The organism is Pseudovibrio japonicus (assembly GCF_014651595.1).
Taxonomy (GTDB): Bacteria; Pseudomonadota; Alphaproteobacteria; order Rhizobiales; family Stappiaceae; genus Pseudovibrio; species Pseudovibrio japonicus.
This window is the reverse complement of the sequence record NZ_BMXE01000003.1, coordinates 376,127-395,343: the sequence shown is the minus strand read 5'-3', so window position 1 is coordinate 395,343 and position 19,217 is coordinate 376,127. Positions and strand designations below refer to the sequence as shown.

14 protein-coding genes and 2 tRNA genes are annotated in these 19,217 nt (G+C 53.4%); 9 read left to right on the top strand and 7 right to left on the bottom strand.

The features are described from left to right. Positions 1–246: 246 nt before the first annotated feature. The 3 genes from IE076_RS10305 to IE076_RS10295 all read right to left on the bottom strand — a co-directional run bounded on the left by IE076_RS10305 (position 247) and on the right by IE076_RS10295 (position 1,125). Positions 247–792 (bottom strand): AAA family ATPase, encoded by a 546-nt coding sequence (locus IE076_RS10305; RefSeq protein WP_189436686.1) that lies wholly within the window; start codon positions 790–792, stop codon positions 247–249. A 164-nt stretch (positions 793–956) separates the two neighbouring features. Continuing rightward, positions 957–1,032, bottom strand: a tRNA-Lys gene (locus tag IE076_RS10300). A 17-nt stretch (positions 1,033–1,049) separates the two neighbouring features. Then, positions 1,050–1,125: transfer RNA gene (locus tag IE076_RS10295), tRNA-Lys, on the bottom strand. Between the two features lie 857 nt (positions 1,126–1,982). Here IE076_RS10295 and IE076_RS10290 point away from each other — a divergent pair. From IE076_RS10290 to IE076_RS10280, 3 genes are all read left to right on the top strand, one after another. Beyond that, a complete protein-coding gene (locus IE076_RS10290; RefSeq protein WP_189436685.1) occupies positions 1,983–3,755 on the top strand; it encodes an acetolactate synthase 3 large subunit in 1,773 nt (590 codons plus the stop codon). A 20-nt stretch (positions 3,756–3,775) separates the two neighbouring features. Further along, positions 3,776–4,369, top strand: coding sequence for an acetolactate synthase small subunit (gene ilvN / locus IE076_RS10285; protein WP_189436684.1), 594 nt, complete (start codon positions 3,776–3,778; stop codon positions 4,367–4,369). Between the two features lie 198 nt (positions 4,370–4,567). Continuing rightward, positions 4,568–5,326 carry a pyridoxine 5'-phosphate synthase gene (locus IE076_RS10280; RefSeq protein WP_189436683.1) on the top strand — a complete coding sequence of 253 codons (759 nt, stop codon included), beginning with the start codon at positions 4,568–4,570 and terminating at the stop codon, positions 5,324–5,326. Positions 5,327–5,455: 129 nt separating this feature from the next. On the opposite strand, the gene IE076_RS10275 is transcribed toward IE076_RS10280, so the two are convergent. Continuing rightward, positions 5,456–6,988 carry a hypothetical protein gene (locus IE076_RS10275; protein WP_209009018.1) on the bottom strand — a complete coding sequence of 511 codons (1,533 nt, stop codon included), beginning with the start codon at positions 6,986–6,988 and terminating at the stop codon, positions 5,456–5,458. Between the two features lie 530 nt (positions 6,989–7,518). Here IE076_RS10275 and IE076_RS10270 point away from each other — a divergent pair. Both IE076_RS10270 and ilvC read left to right on the top strand, forming a co-directional pair. Continuing rightward, the gene (locus IE076_RS10270; RefSeq protein ID WP_189436681.1) at positions 7,519–8,148 is read left to right on the top strand and encodes a TetR/AcrR family transcriptional regulator; all 630 of its coding nucleotides are present in this window, start codon (positions 7,519–7,521) and stop codon (positions 8,146–8,148) included. Between the two features lie 102 nt (positions 8,149–8,250). After that, the gene (ilvC, locus tag IE076_RS10265; protein ID WP_189436680.1) at positions 8,251–9,270 is read left to right on the top strand and encodes a ketol-acid reductoisomerase; all 1,020 of its coding nucleotides are present in this window, start codon (positions 8,251–8,253) and stop codon (positions 9,268–9,270) included. A 245-nt stretch (positions 9,271–9,515) separates the two neighbouring features. Here ilvC and IE076_RS10260 read toward each other — a convergent pair whose 3' ends face one another. Next, a complete protein-coding gene (locus tag IE076_RS10260) occupies positions 9,516–9,992 on the bottom strand; it encodes a carboxypeptidase-like regulatory domain-containing protein (RefSeq protein WP_189436679.1) in 477 nt (158 codons plus the stop codon). A 15-nt stretch (positions 9,993–10,007) separates the two neighbouring features. Further along, positions 10,008–10,505, bottom strand: coding sequence for a hypothetical protein (locus IE076_RS10255; protein ID WP_189436678.1), 498 nt, complete (start codon positions 10,503–10,505; stop codon positions 10,008–10,010). Between the two features lie 309 nt (positions 10,506–10,814). Between IE076_RS10255 and IE076_RS10250 the strand changes: the two genes are divergently transcribed. The 3 genes from IE076_RS10250 to IE076_RS10240 all read left to right on the top strand — a co-directional run bounded on the left by IE076_RS10250 (position 10,815) and on the right by IE076_RS10240 (position 13,823). Next, a complete protein-coding gene (locus tag IE076_RS10250) occupies positions 10,815–12,020 on the top strand; it encodes an MFS transporter (protein ID WP_209009017.1) in 1,206 nt (401 codons plus the stop codon). Positions 12,021–12,155: 135 nt separating this feature from the next. Then, positions 12,156–13,358: an MFS transporter gene (locus tag IE076_RS10245; protein WP_189436677.1), complete on the top strand. Its 1,203-nt coding sequence runs from the start codon at positions 12,156–12,158 to the stop codon at positions 13,356–13,358. Positions 13,359–13,382: 24 nt separating this feature from the next. After that, entirely contained in the window at positions 13,383–13,823 is a 441-nt protein-coding gene (locus IE076_RS10240) for a GNAT family N-acetyltransferase (protein WP_189436676.1), read from the top strand. Positions 13,824–13,885: 62 nt separating this feature from the next. On the opposite strand, the gene IE076_RS10235 is transcribed toward IE076_RS10240, so the two are convergent. Beyond that, entirely contained in the window at positions 13,886–16,891 is a 3,006-nt protein-coding gene (locus IE076_RS10235) for a tetratricopeptide repeat protein (RefSeq protein ID WP_189436675.1), read from the bottom strand. A gap of 214 nt (positions 16,892–17,105) precedes the next feature. On the opposite strand from IE076_RS10235, the gene IE076_RS10230 reads away from it, so the two are divergent. Next, positions 17,106–19,151, top strand: a complete 2,046-nt coding sequence (locus tag IE076_RS10230) for an alkyl/aryl-sulfatase (protein ID WP_189436674.1) — start codon at positions 17,106–17,108, stop codon at positions 19,149–19,151. Positions 19,152–19,217: the final 66 nt, after the last annotated feature.

The window sequence follows — 19,217 nt, the reverse complement described above, 5'->3', positions numbered from 1 at the left end:
TTACAAAACTAGAACTGACTTAGAAAATTTGAAAGGCGACAGCAACTTAGGGCTCTTCGGGTAATCGACCTTGCAGATTTACAACACAACCAGAAACAAGAGGAACGCCTGTTAACAACCTATAAGATGTATACTTACTGCTGAAACAACCCGAAAAACACATAAGCCTAATCTCATAGGACAGGATCTACCCTGCCCTTAATAGACAGCCCGCCCGGCATTTTGTGACGAACCGATTCCACAAAATTAGCAACCGCCAGCTTTCTCGATCTGCTGGATTACGAACTGCACCCGATCCTCAACGCACATTTGCGGCACCTCGACCAGCGTGTATCCATAGGCGCGATAGACGGAAACATTGGCAGCATAGTCCCGGCAAGCAAAGTCGAAGTCATGATGTCGCTCTGCATCGCACTCAAAAATCTCTCTCCACGGCGCGCACACAAACACAAGGGGCGCAAACCGCCGCTGCATCGCAGCAACAACCATTCGTTTAGGAACAGGCACCCCAATAATCTCGCTGTACGCCAGAGCTTCAAGAAAACTCCGATCATAAAACACAGGCACACCCGCCCTAACGGGCTCTTGATCAAAAGCGTCTATGGAGCGATCAAAAAGCAGGTCACGAAAGGCAGCACAGTCTTTATCCGGAAGCGCCGCGCCACCAATCGCACGCTGCTCACGCACAAGCTGGCGGCCAACTTCCTCTCGGCACTCGAACCCAAGCCCCTTCAGGTGGCGCAGCAATGTAGATTTCCCGGCGCCCGATGCACCGGTAACGACATACCTCACATGGAACCTCGCGATGAGATGAGACAACAAGACAGATAATCTGGAAAATTTGGAGAGTTGGTGCCTAAAGGAGAGCAAGCACAGAGCGCCGCAAACGGCAGCGCATAAACGGCACGAGGACTGAAAAGTCCTTGTAAAACAGTCACCGATTTTCTGGGAGAAAATGGTGAGCCCGCACGGGTTCGAACCGTGGACCTACTGATTAAAAGTCAGTTGCTCTACCAGCTGAGCTACGGGCTCACTAATTGCGAGACGCTTGGTGGGTGCACAGGGATTCGAACCCGGGACCGTCTGATTAAGAGTCAGATGCTCTACCAACTGAGCTATACACCCAAACTTCCCGCCGAAGCGATGGCGGGTGTATATAAAGCCTTTTGCAAGAGCGCAAGGCCCTATCCGCAAGTTTTCAAAAATGTCTTGTGAAAAGTAAACTTATCCCAGACTAACCTATGTAAATCTACGAGCCTCGACGGCGCATTCACAATCAGAACGTGTTCATTCGCAAAAAACACCGGACTTTTTATCAGATTGCGCTCCTTTCAAATCACCCAAAACTACAACCGCGTTGAATGCAATGGCCAGCCAACAATTAGAGCCTCTCATCCAAAAATACGCGTGCACTGCAACCAAAATCATACCGGCGTCATTGCACTGCAAAATCGCATGTTCCTGCGGTTTCCCTCCGCTGCAACACATTCACGCTTCGAGTCCGATGCAACCAGAGCATGTGCAGCCTTGCGATGAGTATTTTTTGCAAAGAAGGACGACACTTGCAGATAACTCAAGTAAATAAGAGGTCATTGCGGCGCAACATTACGAATAAGCCCCTTGACGCTATGAGTTATCTAAGCCTAATCTCTCCCCGAATTTTGGAGGTTACCTCGGCGATTCAATGGTGAAGCGCGGTAATCTTTTACACGGTTGGAATTATGTTAAGGGAGAGCGGGGCCATAAGGCTCCCAATACCAAAATGCAAACTTCAATTCTCCTTATCGTGGTGGGAAGCGCGTCGCCGGAGTGAGTAGGCTCACTCGGAACGGTTAGACGCGCACAAGGAGCCAAACGGCTCCTTTTTTTATGGCTAATTCGCAAGGGTGTTTAAGTGAGCACCCAGCAGAACAAACAGTCGGATTGATTATACAACCTTCAATCAGGCGAAAAAAGCAGGCACAGGCAACAAGGACTTGATGATGCAACGGGAGATGACAGGCGCTGAAATGGTTCTCCAGGCGCTGAAGGACAACGGGGTTGAACATGTATTTGGATACCCTGGTGGTGCAGTCCTTCCCATTTACGATGAGCTGATCCAGCAGGACACGATCCAGCACATCCTCGTCCGTCACGAGCAAGGCGCAGGCCATGCTGCTGAAGGCTATGCGCGTTCCACCGGAAAAGCCGGTGTTGCTCTGGTGACCTCCGGACCTGGTGCCACCAACATGGTAACGGCACTTACAGACGCCATGCTCGACTCCATTCCCATGGTCTGCATCACCGGTCAGGTACCAACCAATCTGGTTGGCTCCGATGCATTTCAGGAATGTGATACCGTCGGCATCACTCGCCCCTGCACCAAGCACAACTGGCTGGTGAAAGACGTAAATGATCTGCCACGCATTCTCCATGAAGCGTTCTATGTTGCCCAGTCCGGTCGCCCCGGTCCGGTTGTTGTTGATATTCCAAAGGATGTCCAGTTTGCCACCGGCACCTACGAAATCGCACAGGCGAACCCAAGCAACCACAAAAGCTATCGTCCGCAGCTGAAAGGCGACATGACCGCCATCCGCGCAGCCGTTGAGCTCATGTCCAAAGCCAAGCGCCCAGTGTTTTATACCGGCGGAGGCGTCGTCAACTCCGGCCCTGCAGCAAGTCAGCTGCTGCGTGAACTGATCGACCTGACTGGCTTTCCGATCACCTCCACACTGATGGGTCTGGGTGCTTATCCAGCATCCGGCGATCAGTGGCTCGGCATGCTGGGCATGCACGGTACCTACGAAGCCAACATGGCCATGCACGATTGTGATCTCATGATCTGTATCGGCGCCCGCTTCGATGACCGTATCACTGGCCGTCTGGATGCATTCTCACCGCACTCCACCAAGATCCACGTGGACATCGACCCATCCTCCATCAACAAGATCGTGCATGTTGACCTGCCGATCGTTGGCGATGTGGCACACGTTCTGGAAGACATGGTTCGCATCTGGCGCGCCTCCAGCTTCCGCGCGCGCCCAGAGCTGAAGGAATGGCAGGGCCAGATCAGCCAGTGGCGCAGCCGCAATTGCCTGTCATACCGTCAAAGCGACGATGTCATCATGCCTCAGTACGCCCTGCAGCGCCTGAACGAAGCGATCAAGGGCCGCAAGGATGTGTACATCTCAACAGAGGTTGGACAGCACCAGATGTGGGCTGCCCAGTACCTTGGATTTGAATCGCCAAATCACTGGCTGACTTCAGGCGGCTTCGGCACCATGGGTTACGGCCTGCCTGCAGCCATCGGCGCTCAGGTTGCCCACCCCGGTGCCCTGTGCATCAACGTGGCAGGCGATGCCTCGATCCTGATGAACATTCAGGAAATGTCGACAGCCGTTCAGCATGGTCTGGCACCAAAAACATTCATCCTGAACAACTCCTACATGGGGATGGTCCGCCAATGGCAGCAGCTGCTGCACGGCAACCGCCTGTCCCACTCCTACACCGACAGCCTGCCTGACTTCGTGAAGCTGGCAGAAGCTTACGGTGGAAAGGGCATCCGTGTAACCAAGCCAGGAGAACTGGATGATGCAATTCAGGAGATGATTGACTCGCCCGAACCAGTGCTCTTCGATTGCCGTGTTGCTCAATTGGCAAACTGCTTCCCGATGATCCCGTCAGGCAAAGCCCACAACGAAATGTTGTTGCCGGATGAAGCGACTGACGAAGCCGTTGCAAACGCCATCGACACCGCCGGCAAGTCATTGGTATAGCTAAAGCTGGGAGATTCATTATGAACGCACATAAATCCGACGCTCTATCAGCTTATTTCCTAGCTGAAACCAGCGATGTTTTGGAAACACATACTCTATCAGCCATTGTCGACAACGAACCGGGTGTACTTGCCCGTGTGATTGGCTTGTTTTCTGGCCGTGGCTACAACATCGACAGTCTCAGCGTGTCTGAAACGGAACACGAAAAGCACGTGTCCCGGATCACCATCGTCACCACAGGGACCCCACAGATCATCGAACAGATCCGTCATCAGCTTGACCGTCTTGTTCCGGTTCACATCGTGCGAGACCTGACCGTTGCCGCCAAGGCCTCCAATCAGGAAAAGCCGCTGGAGCGGGAACTGGCGCTGATCAAAGTGCGCGGCGAAGGCAACAAGCGTCTGGAAGCCCTGCGCCTGTCAGAAGCGTTCAAGGCAACCGTCATTGATGCCACCATTGATCACTTCGTTTTTGAGATCACTGGTCGGACCAACAAGATCGATCAGTTCATCGAAATCCTGAAGCCACTCGGTCTTGTGGAGGTTTCCCGTACGGGTGTCGCTGCACTCGCACGCGGTGAACTTGGCCTCAAAGACGTGCATGACGAAATTTAACCGTTAGAAGTCATTTCTGGCCTATTGATATTAAGCGGCGTCTTTTGCAATTCTGTGAGGACGCCGTTTTATTTTCAAAATCTCGAGCGTACCCCCGAAATGTAGGACCCGGTTTTCGGATAAGGCTACGCGTAGACCAAAAGTCAGGGCATAACGCATCAAGACGACATGCTCTGATCCATTAAAGAGTATTCCCCCATGAAGACGCCGAGCCGCCTATCCGTCAACGTAAACGCTGTAGCCGTCTTGAGAAATCGACGCGATCTACCGTGGCCAAGCGTTACGCAACTGTCAGCGCTTGCCCTCAACGCCGGGGCCAAAGGCATCACCGTGCACCCACGCCCGGACGAACGCCACATCCGCCGCTCTGACGTTTACGACCTCGCCAAAATGATGCGTGAGGAGTTGCACGGCAAAGAGCTGTGTCTGGAAGGCTACCCCGATGAGCGCTTCCTGCAACTGGTGGAAGAAACCCGCCCGACGCAAGTCCTGTTCGTGCCCGATGACCCATCCCAGCAGACTTCAGACCACGGATGGGATTTTTCCAAAAACATGGACCTCCTCAAGGAGGTGATCGCCAAAGCCAAGTCATGGGGTGTGCGCACCTCCCTCTTCGTAGATCCGGACCCAAGCCAGCCTGCCCTTGCCGCCGAAGCAGGTGCAGAGCGCATCGAGATTTACACTGGCCCGTATGGTGCCTGCCATTCCGATAAGGAAGCAGAAAAGATCGAGCTCGACAAAGTGGTCGCAACTGCAGAAGCCGCAAGAGCTGCTGGCCTTTTGGTCAACGCAGGTCACGACCTCACCGTTGAAAACCTGCCAGCCCTGATCGAGCGCGCGCCTTACATCTCCGAGGTTTCCATCGGCCACGGCTTCACTGCGGACGCCCTCGTCCATGGTTTCACCGAAAGCGTCCGGCGCTTCCGCCACGCCTTAGGCGAGCCAGTAGAACTGTAAGCACCAGACAAATTCCCAAAGGAGCCTGCTGCCTCATCATGCGGCAGGCTTTTTTTCTGCGCAAAAACGCAAAAGGTCACACTTAACTGGCTTTCCTGCCCCACAAAGAGCCAGGAAAGCCAGTACTATTTACGCGAAGACAAAGTCTTCGGCGCTCAGGCTGTAAGTGAACAGCCAACCGGTATCCACGTCCAGCACATCATTGCCATAGGAAACGGAGATCCATCCCCCAAACAGGCTCTCGCTTATGTCCAGCTCATCAAACGAGCTAACCCCAGCGGCGGAAAGGTCAATAAGATCTTCGCCAACCACGAAGTCATTGATCACATCCAGCTCCCCATCGTCGTCAAAGCAGAAGGTATCAGAGCCACTACCGCCAACAAGAACGTCAGACCCAGCACCGTCTCGCAGGATATCGTTACCGCTTCCGCCTTCCAGAATGTCATCACCAGCGCCGCCCAGCAGGCGATCATGCCCACCTTCACCGCGCAGATGATCATCACCGGCAAACCCTTCCAGCCCATCATCGCCGGAATTCCCGCGTAGTAGATCGTTCTCTGCTGAGCCAAGAATGTAAGCATCCTGTCGGTAGTGCCCGGTGTGGTCAAAGGGAACCTGAATATCCTCAACCCAGGTATGATCCCGCCTCTGGTCAGAAAGCCCAGAGACAACCACCACGCTGTCCCTGTTCATTTCGCTGTAAAACTCAGAGGAACTGATGGCCTGAAACGCAGTAGCGTAGGCGAACGGCAGGTGGGCGGACCAGCTGGGCAGGTTCAGCAACCCGCCTCCATCCCAAAATATTGGCGTATCATACCAATCATTGAAGATGACGATATTGCTTGTGTCATAACCGTAATCGGTATCGTTCCCCGTTACGTCCACCCCATCAGAAGAGATCGCTGAAGGTACCGGATCATTTTCCAGATCAAAGCTGAAGAGTTCAGCCCCATTGTCCAGAACCGCCGCCCCATCCTCGGGTGCGTAATGGCTGGCAAACGCCATGTATTTGGCATCCACAAAGAACCCTTCCAACCACTCATCGCTGCGCTCTGCCATATTGGCAACAGCACCGCCACCAAGCGAATGCCCGGTCACAAGCAGATCGCTGCCATCCAGACCCTGCCCAACCATGAAGTCCTTAAGCGCAGCCAGCAGCTCGGAAAAAGCCCCTTCCACGTACTGCGGTTCATTCTTGAAAAACTCAAGATAATCGATCACATCGCCAATGGTGTCAGTCACGATGTTATCCAGCGTGCCAGTGGTGCCACGAAACGCCAACGCAACTTGTGTCACATTGCCATTCTCATCGTACTTGGCCAGCACATCCGCCTGCGCATCCTTGAACTTGAAGGTCTCACCCTGAAACGTTCCGTTGTGATCAACGATTGCCCCGTCATAGCCAAGATCTTCGGCAGACAGGACCGTCCAGCCCTGCTCCTCAACTCTGTCACGCGCAGCTTGCTCGCTCTCCCCGCTCAGCAACCCCGCCTCATCTTCAGTGCCCCACAGGGTTCCCACCAATGTTCCCAGCGTAAAACCATTGGCTTGATACGCACTCCCGAGCGCATCATCCAGACCATGATAGCTATAGAGCATCACCTGCAAAGCATCTGACATAAGTTGCCCTGCATCACTTCCTTTATACTCAAATAAAGACATTACACCTCCCAAATGTAAAACAACTACATCTTGAAGGAAAACACCGATTCTACAACAACGAATACATACACTATGATTTATATACTCCATATAACTAAGGGATATAGGACCGATAACTCACGATACATGAAGGCATCTAACCAATGCTCTCATTTTAAATGAGGCAAAGCGGAATAACCTCGCCAGGACAACAAATTCTTCCGCAAAGGAAAGAACATAATCTCTTCACGAATGCTCCGTAAATAAAGGCGCCTACGAACCGTCTGGATGAAAAAGAGATCATATGAAACTCAAATCGATCCCCTCAGACAAAGCGTTTCCCCAGCCCAAAACACAGACCTTCGGCGCATTTTTTGACACACGATGGAATGGATCAAACCAAGCGCACTGCAACCGCGCTAAATTTCTTTCGTCGACTCTGCATTTCCACTCACTTTCCTATTGCATCGATCTCGATTCTGCGGCATAAGCGAACCGTACCGTACGGTACATAAAGTTTTACAAACCAAACAGTCGGAATAAAAAGCATCATGCCAACCGAGCAAGAACAAACAGGCTTTACAGACCGCCAGCGCGCGGTTCTGGACAAGGCGTTGGAGCTGCTCGTGGAAGGTGGCGAAAAGGCGCTGACAACAGCCGCCATTGCCCGCGCTGCCGGATGCTCCAAGGAGAGCCTTTACAAGTGGTTCGGTGATCGCGATGGCTTACTGGCCGCAATCGTAAGCCGTCAGGCCTCCAAGGTTATTCCGGGTGCCGACCCGGCAAACGATATGAGTGCAGAACAGCTGCACGCCGCATTGGAAGAATTCGCCAAGAGCTTGTTGGAGACCATCTCCGGCGATGTTTCTCTGGCCTTGAACAGACTTGCCATCGGACAAGCCAGTAAATCTGAAACCGGTCTTGGCGCCATCCTCGAAAAGAGTGGCCGCGCCCGCATTGGCAGACAGACCACAACACTGCTCGAAAAGGGTTGCGCACTCGGTTACCTGCGCTGCGAAGACCCGCAGGAAGCCTACTCCACCCTTTACGGTCTGGTCGTACGCGACCAGCACATCCGCATGCTTCTGGGCGGCACAGCCCAGACATCACCCAAAGATTTGGATTTGGCCGCAAAAACAGCGGTCAAACAGTTCATAGAGCTCTACGGAGCGCGAGATTAGAGCCTGTCCCTGAGGCTGGGAAACCGGTTTTCAGGAGCAGGCAAGACATAAGCTAAACCAAACGTGCTTGAGCAAGGCACCAAGGAAATAAGAGGTAATACCATGCGCGTATATTATGATCGCGATACAGACCTGAACCTGATCAAAAACAAAAAGGTCACCATCATTGGTTACGGTTCTCAGGGTCGTGCACACGCAATGAACCTGAAAGACAGTGGTCTGACCGACATCACCATCGCACTGCGCGAAGGCTCCACCACCCGTCTGAAAGCAGAAGCAGACGGCTTCACCTGTAAGACTGTTGCAGAAGCTGCAAAAGACGCAGACCTGATGATGATGGCAACTCCTGATGAGCTGCAGGCAGACATCTGGAAAGACGAAATCGCAGCTAATATCCGTGACGGCGCTGCAATCGCATTCGCGCACGGCCTGAACGTACACTTTGGCCTGATCGAGCCAAAAACATCCATCGACGTTCTCATGGTTGCACCAAAAGGCCCAGGCCACACCGTACGCGGCGAATACCAGAAGGGCGGCGGCGTACCTTGCCTGATCGCTGTTCACCAGGACGCAACCGGTAACGCAAAAGACCTCGGTCTGGCCTACGCATCCGGCGTTGGCGGTGGTCGCTCCGGCATTATCGAAACCACTTTCCGCGAAGAGTGTGAAACCGATCTGTTCGGTGAGCAGGCAGTTCTCTGCGGTGGTCTGGTAGAACTGATCCGCGCAGGCTTCGAGACCCTGACCGAAGCTGGTTACGCACCAGAAATGGCATACTTCGAGTGTCTGCATGAAGTGAAGCTCATCGTAGACCTGATCTACGAAGGCGGCATCGCAAACATGAACTACTCCATCTCCAACACCGCGGAGTGGGGTGAGTACAAGACCGGTCCACGCATCGTGACCTCCGAAACCAAAGCAGAAATGAAGCGCGTACTGGAAGAAATCCAGAACGGCACCTTCACCTCTGAGTGGATTCAGGAATACAAGGCTGGTGGCGCGAAATTCAAAGCAACCCGCCGCCTGAACGACGAGCACCCAATTGAAGAAGTTGGCGCAAAGCTTCGTGGAATGATGCCTTGGATCTCCGCTGGCCAGCTGGTCGACAAATCCAAGAACTAAGGCGCGCACTCCAAAACTGCCTGGCAGTTCTTGGATAAAGGTACGCTAGAACAGAACAAAATGGAGCGCGGCACGGGAATGCAAACACCCCCGCCGCGCTCCATTTTTATTCTTCTCCAGGGATACCCCAACAAGCCAATCAGAGAGATGGCCTCCAAGAGCCCTGATCTTCCCCTGCCCCAATTCCTTTTCTCAGCCATCTGCGCACAGTGAAAGACGTTTTTAGCCCACTCTTCCCGCAAGTGTCATTGTTGAACTTTCTGCTCAATCTCGAACTGAATCTTTCCCGCATCAACCGCATCAGGCTGCAAACTGAGCATGTTTTGAAGAAAGCTCTTTTCTTTAATCTGAATAGTTTTCTCGTTTTGCCCGCTGTCTGGAGCACCGCCAGACACTGCGCCATCGGAGGGCGCGACAGCAAACTCTTTCGCAAGTGCCTCGGGCAACTCAACCGAGTATTCGCCGCTATCCAGATTGTACGCTCTGAAAAACCCCTGCTCATCTGTAAAAACAGTAATCGCCTTATCACTGTTTTGGTCCTTCAACAGCAGCGGCGCATTCGCAATGGGCTCATTATGATCATCAACGGCCTGACCACACACGGAGACCGCAGGCCCATCCGTCTTGCCATCACTCACCGAGCACTCCCCCATTGAGAACGCTGGAGCACCGCCACCAACCAATGCACAAAACACCACCAAACGGGCAAAATGCCGGATCATCGCTTACTTTCCTCTTCAGCGGTTTTTGCTCAAAACAACAGTGGGTTTGAATTGCTCGCCCGCATTAAAAAATCTCGGAGCAACATCAGGGTCCCCTAATGGAACCAGATAGCCATTATAAGAATTCCAGTTACTGGGAACTTTCAGCTTGATCTCAAGCTCCTCTTCATTGCCCCAGCTCTCCACCGAATCCCATTCATCACTGACTATCGCCAGTGCAACCATATTCACCGAGTGCGGCTGTTCAATTTTGACTGTGGCAACCAGCTCGGTCAGGTTGGGCTCATTGCCGAACTGCTGCAGGCAAAAGACAATCAATCCCCCGCCGATAAACGTCAGCGCAATCGGTGCGGCGTTCGTTTTCAGCTTGCCAAAGAACGGAAGCTCAAGTTCAACAACCCGCCCTTCATCATCGACAAACCGCTTTTCTTTAATCAGCGCATAGACAGACAAGATCGCGATAACGCCACCGAATAAGGTACCAGTCAGAGCAAGAATAAAGGCAAAGAGCATCCAGTCCTCCCACCAAGTGCTCCAAAGCTATCGCAGCCACTTCGAAAAAACCAACCGTCAATATTCGAGCAGCACACCACCAGCAGCAGCACCCAGAATAAATCGAGCTCACCTTTCTCGAATTACCAATTATCAATAATCTTTCAGAGACTTAGAGATACGCAGCATTCGGAAATGCGAGGTGCTGTACTGTACCTTTCAGGGCTTAGAATTGCTCACTTTACATGTCGTGCTCCTAAGGTACCCTACTTAGTATTTGAGCGATTGACCCGAGATCATTATTTTCAAGGTCGGGGTTTGGAGATTTTCTTGAATCCTGTTAGCAGCGAATTACAAAGACTTGATAGGTACCCAGTTTTATTTTTTGCAGTGATGTTTTCTGGCGCATTTTCTATCGCCTTCGTCATACCGCTACTGAGTACCTACATCATTGAGGAACTGCAGGAGCCTGCGTTTAACCTGGCGCTGGTCATCGGCGGCTTCTCCCTTGTGTCCCTTATCACCAACCGCATCTTTGGCGGCCTCATTGATAACGGCAACCGCGTCAAGCCATTGCTGATCATCAACATCAGCGCCTTTACCATCCACGCGCTCATCCAGCTGACAGCGCCTTCCTACATGTCTCTGGTGTGCCTCGGAATTCCATTGATCGGCATTGCTGCCGGAGCACTGTCCACTATGTATTCCACTGGCCGTTTACTTGCAGTACAGACTGGGCGCAATCCAGGCACTTTCAACCTTCACATGCGCATTTGCATGTCTCTTGGCTGGGTCTTCGGTCCGCCGGCTGCCTTTCTTCTTTACGGCTCATACGGCTTCACACAGATCCACCTTGCGGCGACTATATCTGCCTTTATCTGGTTGGCCCTGTGCCTGCTGTTCATTCCCGGATCTCTCAAGACCCACATCAGGAAGCAAATTCAGGAAAGCGGCGGAACAGACGCAGTTCCCATGCTGCTACTCATAGCCTGCGTACCCGTATTTGCGCTCTCAGCGGCAAACAGTATCTTCTTCTCGGCAAGCCCTGTGTACTTCATCAAAGAGATGGGACTGTCGACCTCTGTCCCCGGCTGGGCTGTGGCAACCAAAAGTCTGTTTGAGGTCCTCATCATCTACTTTGCAATCAAGCCGACAGAACGTATTGGCGAGCGCAACATGATGGTGTTTTCGGGCATCGGCGCCCTGCTCTTCTTTGCAACAATCACAAGCGCCACTTCTGTTCAGCAAGTGCTGATGCTCTGCATTATTGAAGGTATGTACTATGGCATCTGCGCCAGTGTCGGCATCACCTTCATACAGAATTATGCCCGCCACAAGCCCGGAGTCGCCACCTCTTACTTCGTCAACGCCATCTTCGTGGGCGGTCTGGCTGGCAACATCCTCACCGGAATTATTGCCTCCTACACCACCTTCCAGAACACGATCCTGAGCAGCGTTGTACTCGCCGCACTGGCAACGATCATCCTTCTGGCGATCAAGCCACCGCAAAGACACGAGCTGGCCCAACCATCTTAAGCATGCGCACGCACCATCTCAGCGCGCATAAACGAACGAAAACATCTCCTGCTTGCAAATCACATCAGGAGATGTATCAATGCGTTCATTCCCGCGCGGCTTCATAAATTTTTTCCCATCATCTTTGGATCTCCTATGCGCTCTGTTCCTGCGGCACTGACAATGCTGGATTGTTTCCCCATCCTGATTCACGCCTACATGCTCATTGGCTCACTGGCCATTGCCTGCCTCATTCCGCTCTACAGCTCTTACGTTGTCACAGAGCTTGGCGAACCGGCATGGAAGCTTGGATTCTTCATCGCCTGCTCAACCCTCATCACGTTGTTCTCAAACCGCTACTTCGGCGCTCGGATTGATGCAGGTGCACGGCTGAAGCCCATCTTGATGTTCTGTTCCGCGCTCTTTGGAATCAACATGGGTCTGCAATCCGCCGTGCCAACCTTTTGGATGTTGCTGCTAGGGATCCCGCTTATGGGCGTTTCCGGCGGAGTGCTCTCCACCATGTATTCTTTTGGCCGCCTGTTTGCAGAGCAAACCAACAGGGATACAGCCAAGTTCAACTCACACCTGCGCATCGCCCAGGCTCTGGGGTGGATGATCGGAACACCGGTGGCCTTCACGCTCTACGGCATCTTCGGGGTCAGCTCCATATTCCCAACATCAGGCATCATCAGCGTGCTCTGGCTGGCCATGGGCCTGGCAATCGTGCCCAAAAGCTTCACCACCCATCATCCGGTCAAAGGCAATGCAAATGATCCGATTGAGCCTGTGCCCTTTGCCCTCATCCTCGCCTGCTTGCCTATCTTTGCACTCACCTCAGCAAACTTCATTTTTGTGTCCGCAGGACCAGTCTTCTTGATCCAAGAGATGGGCTTTCCAACAGCAACACCGGGACTGGCATTTTCGGTAAAGTGCTTTGTGGAAGTCATTGCCATCTTTTTGGTCGTAAAGCCTGCGCAAAAGCTGGGGCACAAGAATGCAATGCTGTTCTCAGCCTTGCTTGGAACCCTCTTCTTCCTTTTAATTGTCAGAGTAACAGACCCAAGCCAGGTCTATCTGCTCTGCGCGCTGGAGGGCTTCTACTACGGCATCAACGTCGGAATTGGCCTCACCTTCGTCCAATCCTATGCCTTGCATAGACCAGGGATCGCCACGGCCTATTATACAAACGCCCTATTTGCTGGAAGTCTGGTTGGAAGCATGATGACCGGCACCGTGGCAAGCGTCACCACCTTTGGAAACACCCTCCAGATCTCAGCGCTGCTCACCCTGCTCTCCTTCACAATCCTGCTCATCGTACGCAAACCTAAACCAGAAGCCAGCCTTCAAACGCAGTAATAAAGAAAGCCGAAGCATTCCAAAATGACACAAACAACAGAACTCGAAATCTCAACAGACAAAGCCAAACTACAGCGCGACATGCTCTACCAGTTCCTCTCACAAGAAGCCTATTGGAGCAAAGGCCTGCCACGAGACATCTTCGACAGATCCATCGAAAACTCGGTGTGTTTTGGCGCCTATCTGGAAAGAGGAGAGCAAATCGCATTCGCCCGTGTCATCACGGACAAAGCAACCTTTGCGTATCTGGGCGATGTATTCGTAACCCCGGCTCACCGCGGCAAAGGGCTCTCAAAGCAGCTCATGAAAGCAATTAACGCCCATCCGGACTTGCAGGGCCTGCGCCGCTTCATGCTGGCAACAGCCGACGCACATGACCTGTACAAACAGTTCGGCTTCACCTCCCTCAGCACCCCTGACCGCATGATGGAGCGTCACAACAAGACAGCCTACCAAAGCACATAGGCGTAAGCGCTTTCACAGAAGGCACCACAAACGCAAAACGGTACAGCACGAGCAACACTCCTCTACGAGGAAACCATGCTCATCTGCTTCTGTCGGCGGAGCCATCGTTTATGCTCATACCCATTTGGCGCCTGCTCAGCCCAGTAGGTCACCAGAACATTTACTGCGAACGCATTCCGCATTTCAGCCGCTGCACTCAAAATGCCCAGCGCATCCTCGCCGTAGGTCGCAGTTACTTTTCCGTCCAGTATGAGCCCCGCCACATGCACCATCACAGAAGGTACTTTGGAGCCTGCAATGCGATACCACAGAGCTGCTTTGCGATAATCCTGCTCTACATGCTGCCCCTGTTCATAAAGCTCCGCCAGTTTCCTTTGCCCGCTTACATAGCCGCTGTTTGCCGTGATCGTCAGCTCCTGCAGCGCTTCTTCAATCTCATCTGCACTTGGGTTTTCCTTCGCAAAAATAAGTGTAGCGAGCGTATAACGCGCTTCCGGTGAAAACTCCCACCGGTCTGGCTCAGAACGAATAAGCTTCTCTGCAATCTCCGCGTTCTTGGGCACAGTAATGCCGTGCAACAAATTGATCGCCGTCAGAACCTTCCGGTCCCAATCCCGGTAATAACCATCTTCTTGCTTAAGCATCTTATGCAGTGGAACACCACCGGACAGCGATGTAGTAATCCGATACGCTTGCGTGCCTCCATGCAGGCGAACTGCCTCACGCAACAACGCCACACCGCGCTCATAGTCACCCGGATATTCTGAGCCGAAGATATACTTCTTTGCCAGCGTCAGCTGTGCGCCCAGCACACCCGCATTCGCCGCGATCGTATAAAGCTGCTCCTGCAACTTCATATCCTGATCGATACGGCTGTACTCCAGATCATATGCAGCATCGAAAGCCGCGCCTGGTTTCCCGTTGAGGCCTAGGATCTGGCGCCAGTAAACAAACTTTTCGTTGCTGGCCTCCACCTGATCCCCTTGCTCATATTTGAGAGCAAGCCTGCGTGCGGCGAAGATGTTGCCGTTATGTGCCGCCTTGCTCAGCCATTTAACGGCTTCATCTGGTGTACCGGCGCGGTCCACAATCATCTCGTCATATAAGATGCCGAGATAAACATAGGCATCCGCATACTCATCCGCAGCAAGCTCAAGCAGAAGCTTCTCCGCCCGCTCAAGATCCTGCACCCGCTCATCACCATACATGTAATGGTGAATGGCCCTCAGCTGCGCCGCCTTGCTCCCCTTTTGCGCGGCCTGCTCAAAAGCCCGCAGATGATCCCCGGCTGGATCTTCGTCCGCCTCAAGACGCGCAAGTTCAAACTGGGCATCAGGATCGCTCGCACTGCTCTCGCGGTAAAGCTGCTTTGCTCTGCTCAAGTTCCGTGGACCACCCAATCCGTCCTCTTCAAGAAAAGCAAGGTTCATTTTAACGCTCTCGATCCCGATAGTAAGCGCCTGTTCATACCAATACCGCGCTTCAAACGGATCTGCCGCAACACCCTGCCCATAGTGATAATGGTAGCCAAGATAAACGGCGGCGCTTTGATTGCCGCGCCGTGCTGCAGTGTGAAACTGCTTGAGTGATTGGGAGTAGTCTTGCTCCGCCCCATCGCCGTAATAGAAGATCAGGCCCAGCCGATAAGCCCCAAAGGCACTTCCCGCCTCGCTGCCCTTTTCATAAAGTTCCCGAGCCTTCACCTGATCTTTTTCAGTGCCATAGCCCTGCTCGTAGAGAAAACCCAGATCAGCGTTGGCCTGCCCGTCACCCGCATCAACGGCTTTTTGATAGAGCTGCAGCGCTTTAGGGTAATCAATCTCAACACCCAGCCCTTCATCATAGGCATTACCGAGCCTGACAAGCGCAAAGGAAGATCCTGCCTCAACCGCCATCTGGTAAAAGGCATTGGCTTTAAGATGATCCATCTCCACACCGTAGCCATCGCGGTAGCAGTCACCCAGCGCAACCATGCCGGCATGTGCCCCACGCGCGACACTCTCTTCAAACAGAGTAATCACTTCGCTGGGGTCCACGTCTTCCGAATACAGAAATCGCTTCAGATACCCAAGATAGGCCGCCCCATCGCCATCACCTCTTTCGCGGGCAAGCTGGTAATAGTCCTCGGCCCGCTTGTAGTTGACCTCACCAAGCGCGCCCTCCTCATAAAGCACACCAATTTCCAGCAGAGCGTAGGAGGAGCCCCAGTCTGCAGCAAGCTCATAATATTCAAGCGCCTTCTTCACATCTTTCGGGACATGAACACCATCCAGATAAATCTGCGCCAAACTCAATGCCGCATTAAACGAGCCACGGTTCAGCTCCTCGTCAAGCAGAGCAAACACCCGCTCCATGTCCAAATCACCCAGCCGCCCCGCATAAATCAGGTCAGCAAGGCGTGAGGATGCAATCTCGCTCCCCGCCGCACGCGCCCGTTCAAAATAATCAGCCGCCCGCTGGTAATCCGGTGCCTCTCCTTCCAGCCCTTCCTCGGCATAGTCACCCAGATAAACCAGAGCGGCATAGTGCTCCAGATCGGCCAGCTGGTGCAGGAGTTTCAGCCCGTAACTCACATCTTGCCTGATGCCTTTTCCGGCAATGTAGAGCCGCGCTAGTTGAGCCAACGCCCAGTCATCACCCTGTTGGGAAGCCTCAAAATAAAGTTCAGCTGCGCGCTTGGAGTCTGCAATGTCGTGGTGCCCGCGCTCATACATAACCGCCAGTGGCACCAGCGCATCCACATGCTGCTGCGCCGCAGCCTTGCTCAGCCAGTGATGGGCACGCTCGTAGTCAATCTCGACTCCAAACCCGCGCCAGAACGCTTCTCCAAGTTTGTACTGAGCCTCCGCATCGCCCTGCTCCGCCTGCGCTCTCAACGCATCAAAGTCGATGCTCTCCACATTGGTGCGATACTCATCAAGCGCCGATCGCTGAAACCCGCGCTCTTCCAGAGCCTCTCCAAACCCCGTTGAGCGTCCCTGACCTGAGATTGGAGCCGCCGTCACTCCCGTAGCTAAGCCCAAACACACACCGGTTAGCAAAAAGCCAGAGAGCACACGTGAAATCATCAAAACAGCACCTCAAGATAGGAGTAAGCAATCATTCACGCCCTCCTGAACCCAAGTCAATCAAAAATACACAAAACCTCAAAGCAATAACCCAAAGTTGCAGCGCCCGGTTAGCCCTTCAGCAACCAGAAACCTCATTTCAAACACTGGTAGAGCCTGCCCTTTAACCGCCCCTCCTATAAGGAAAGTGGCAACTCTACCTCGGAGGTCGGGAATGCCGCTCAACAAAACCAAGAAGTCCCTTAGCCGTCAGATCCTTTGCACAACCATGATGGCAAGCATCGCGTGGTCCATGTCCTTTACGACCACCACTGCAAACACAATCACCAAACCAGCCACACGCTTTACCGGCCAGCTTTACGAAGAGCTGCTGAAGCAACTGCCATTTGCTGATAATGAAGCCTTTGAGCAAGCACAGGCAGGGTTCATCGCGCCTTTGCCAGACGGCGGTGTGGTGAAGAACGCAAATGGTGATATCGTTTACGACCTCTCCAAGTTCAACTTCATCATGCAAGGCTCCATTGCACCGGAAACCGTCAACCCGAGCCTCTGGCGTCAATCCCAGCTCATCTTGCTGAGCGGGTTCTTTCAAGTGTCAGAGCGCATCTATCAGGTGCGTGCTGCAGACCTGTCTAACATCACCTTTATCGAAGGGGATGAAGGTATCATCGTTGTTGACCCTCTCATCTCCGAGGAAACCGCCCGCTACGCACTGGAGCTGTACTACGCCCAGCGCGGCGAGAAGCCCGTAACCGCAGTCATCTATACTCACAGCCACGTCGACCATTTCGGTGGTGTACGCGGTGTGGTGGATGAAGCAGACGTGACAAGCGGCAAGGTCAAAATCTACGCGCCAGAAGGCTTCATGGAACATGCCGTTTCGGAAAACGTCATGGCCGGCAACGCCATGAGCAGGCGTGCCTCCTACATGTACGGCAACCTGCTGCCCCATTCGCCGGAAGGACAGGTCGGCGCGGGGCTAGGCCCCACCACATCCACTGGCACAGTCACGCTGATCCCGCCAACCGACATCATCAAAGACAATGGCGAGACCCACACGATTGACGGCCTCACTTTCGATTTCTGGATGGCGCAGGATTCTGAGGCTCCTTCTGAATTCTTCTTCTATATCGAGGAGCTCAATGCACTGTGCACCGCCGAGGATGCCACCCACACCATGCACAACACCTACTCACTGCGTGGTGCAAGACTGCGGGATCCTCTGGGCTGGTCCAAGTACATAAACGAAGCCATTTACAAGTACGGCGAGGATGTTCAGGTCCTGTTCGCCCCGCACCACTGGCACTTGTCTGGCAACGGCAACATTCTGGGACACTTGCGCAACCAGCGCGATCTGTACCGCTACATCAACGACCAACCTTTGCGTCTGGCCAACCATGGCTTCCACATGACAGAGATCGCAGAGATGCTGGACGTGCCGGAAACATTGCAGCATGACTGGAGCACGCGCGGGTACTACGGCTCCTTCAACCACAACGCAAAATCCACCTATGTTCGCTATCTCGGCTGGTTCAACGGAAACCCCGCTACCCTGCATGAGTATCCTGAGCGCATCTCCGGTCCCAAATACGTGGAGTTCATGGGCGGCCCCGCCGTACTCCTGCAAAAAGCGCAGGAATCCTTTGACGAGGGCGACTATCGCTGGGTCGCGGAAGTGCTCAACCATCTGGTCTATGCGCAGCCGGACAATGAAGATGCCGCCCAGTTGCAGGCTGACGCATTGGAACAGCTAGGTTACCAGGCAGAATCTGGCCCATGGCGCAACTTCTATCTCTCCGGCGCGCAGGAACTGCGGACTGGCATTGCAGAACTGCCCGCACCAGACACGGCTAGCCCTGACATCATCCGCTCCATGGATGTGGATCTGTTGTTTGACTACGCAGCCATGCGCCTCAACAACACAAAAGCGGGAGACCAGCAGATCAAACTGAACTGGATCTTCTCCGATACAGATGAGAGATATGCGATGGAGCTGCAAAACGCGGCCCTCAGCCATATTGAAGGCTACCAGATCGAGAACGCGGATGCGACAGTGACGCTCGAAAGAAGCACGCTCGACAACATCATGCTCGGTGAACAAACCTTTGAGGACGCGATCAGCTCCGGCGCAATCACCGTCGATGGCGAGACCTCCAAGCTGACCGATCTGCTCGGAATGCTGGACACCTTCGAGTTCTGGTTCAACATCGTACGTCCTGTTCCACTCGATAAGGCCAATCCAGCCCCGCCAAACAGATAGAGTTGAACAGACAGCAGCAAAACAGACACGACAAAAGAGCCGGGCGCCAATCCGGCTCTTTTGCTG

Coding starts and splice junctions, on each gene's coding strand:
- IE076_RS10235 (WP_189436675.1), bottom strand. CDS start 16,891: ATGATTTCACGTGTGCTCTCTGGCTTTTTGCTAACCGGTGTGTGTTTG.
- IE076_RS10260 (WP_189436679.1), bottom strand. CDS start 9,992: ATGATCCGGCATTTTGCCCGTTTGGTGGTGTTTTGTGCATTGGTTGGT.
- IE076_RS10255 (WP_189436678.1), bottom strand. CDS start 10,505: ATGCTCTTTGCCTTTATTCTTGCTCTGACTGGTACCTTATTCGGTGGC.
- IE076_RS10280 (WP_189436683.1), top strand. CDS start 4,568: ATGAAGACGCCGAGCCGCCTATCCGTCAACGTAAACGCTGTAGCCGTC.
- IE076_RS10245 (WP_189436677.1), top strand. CDS start 12,156: ATGCGCTCTGTTCCTGCGGCACTGACAATGCTGGATTGTTTCCCCATC.
- IE076_RS10290 (WP_189436685.1), top strand. CDS start 1,983: ATGCAACGGGAGATGACAGGCGCTGAAATGGTTCTCCAGGCGCTGAAG.
- IE076_RS10240 (WP_189436676.1), top strand. CDS start 13,383: ATGACACAAACAACAGAACTCGAAATCTCAACAGACAAAGCCAAACTA.
- ilvN (WP_189436684.1), top strand. CDS start 3,776: ATGAACGCACATAAATCCGACGCTCTATCAGCTTATTTCCTAGCTGAA.
- IE076_RS10270 (WP_189436681.1), top strand. CDS start 7,519: ATGCCAACCGAGCAAGAACAAACAGGCTTTACAGACCGCCAGCGCGCG.
- ilvC (WP_189436680.1), top strand. CDS start 8,251: ATGCGCGTATATTATGATCGCGATACAGACCTGAACCTGATCAAAAAC.
- IE076_RS10230 (WP_189436674.1), top strand. CDS start 17,106: ATGCCGCTCAACAAAACCAAGAAGTCCCTTAGCCGTCAGATCCTTTGC.
- IE076_RS10275 (WP_209009018.1), bottom strand. CDS start 6,988: ATGTCTTTATTTGAGTATAAAGGAAGTGATGCAGGGCAACTTATGTCA.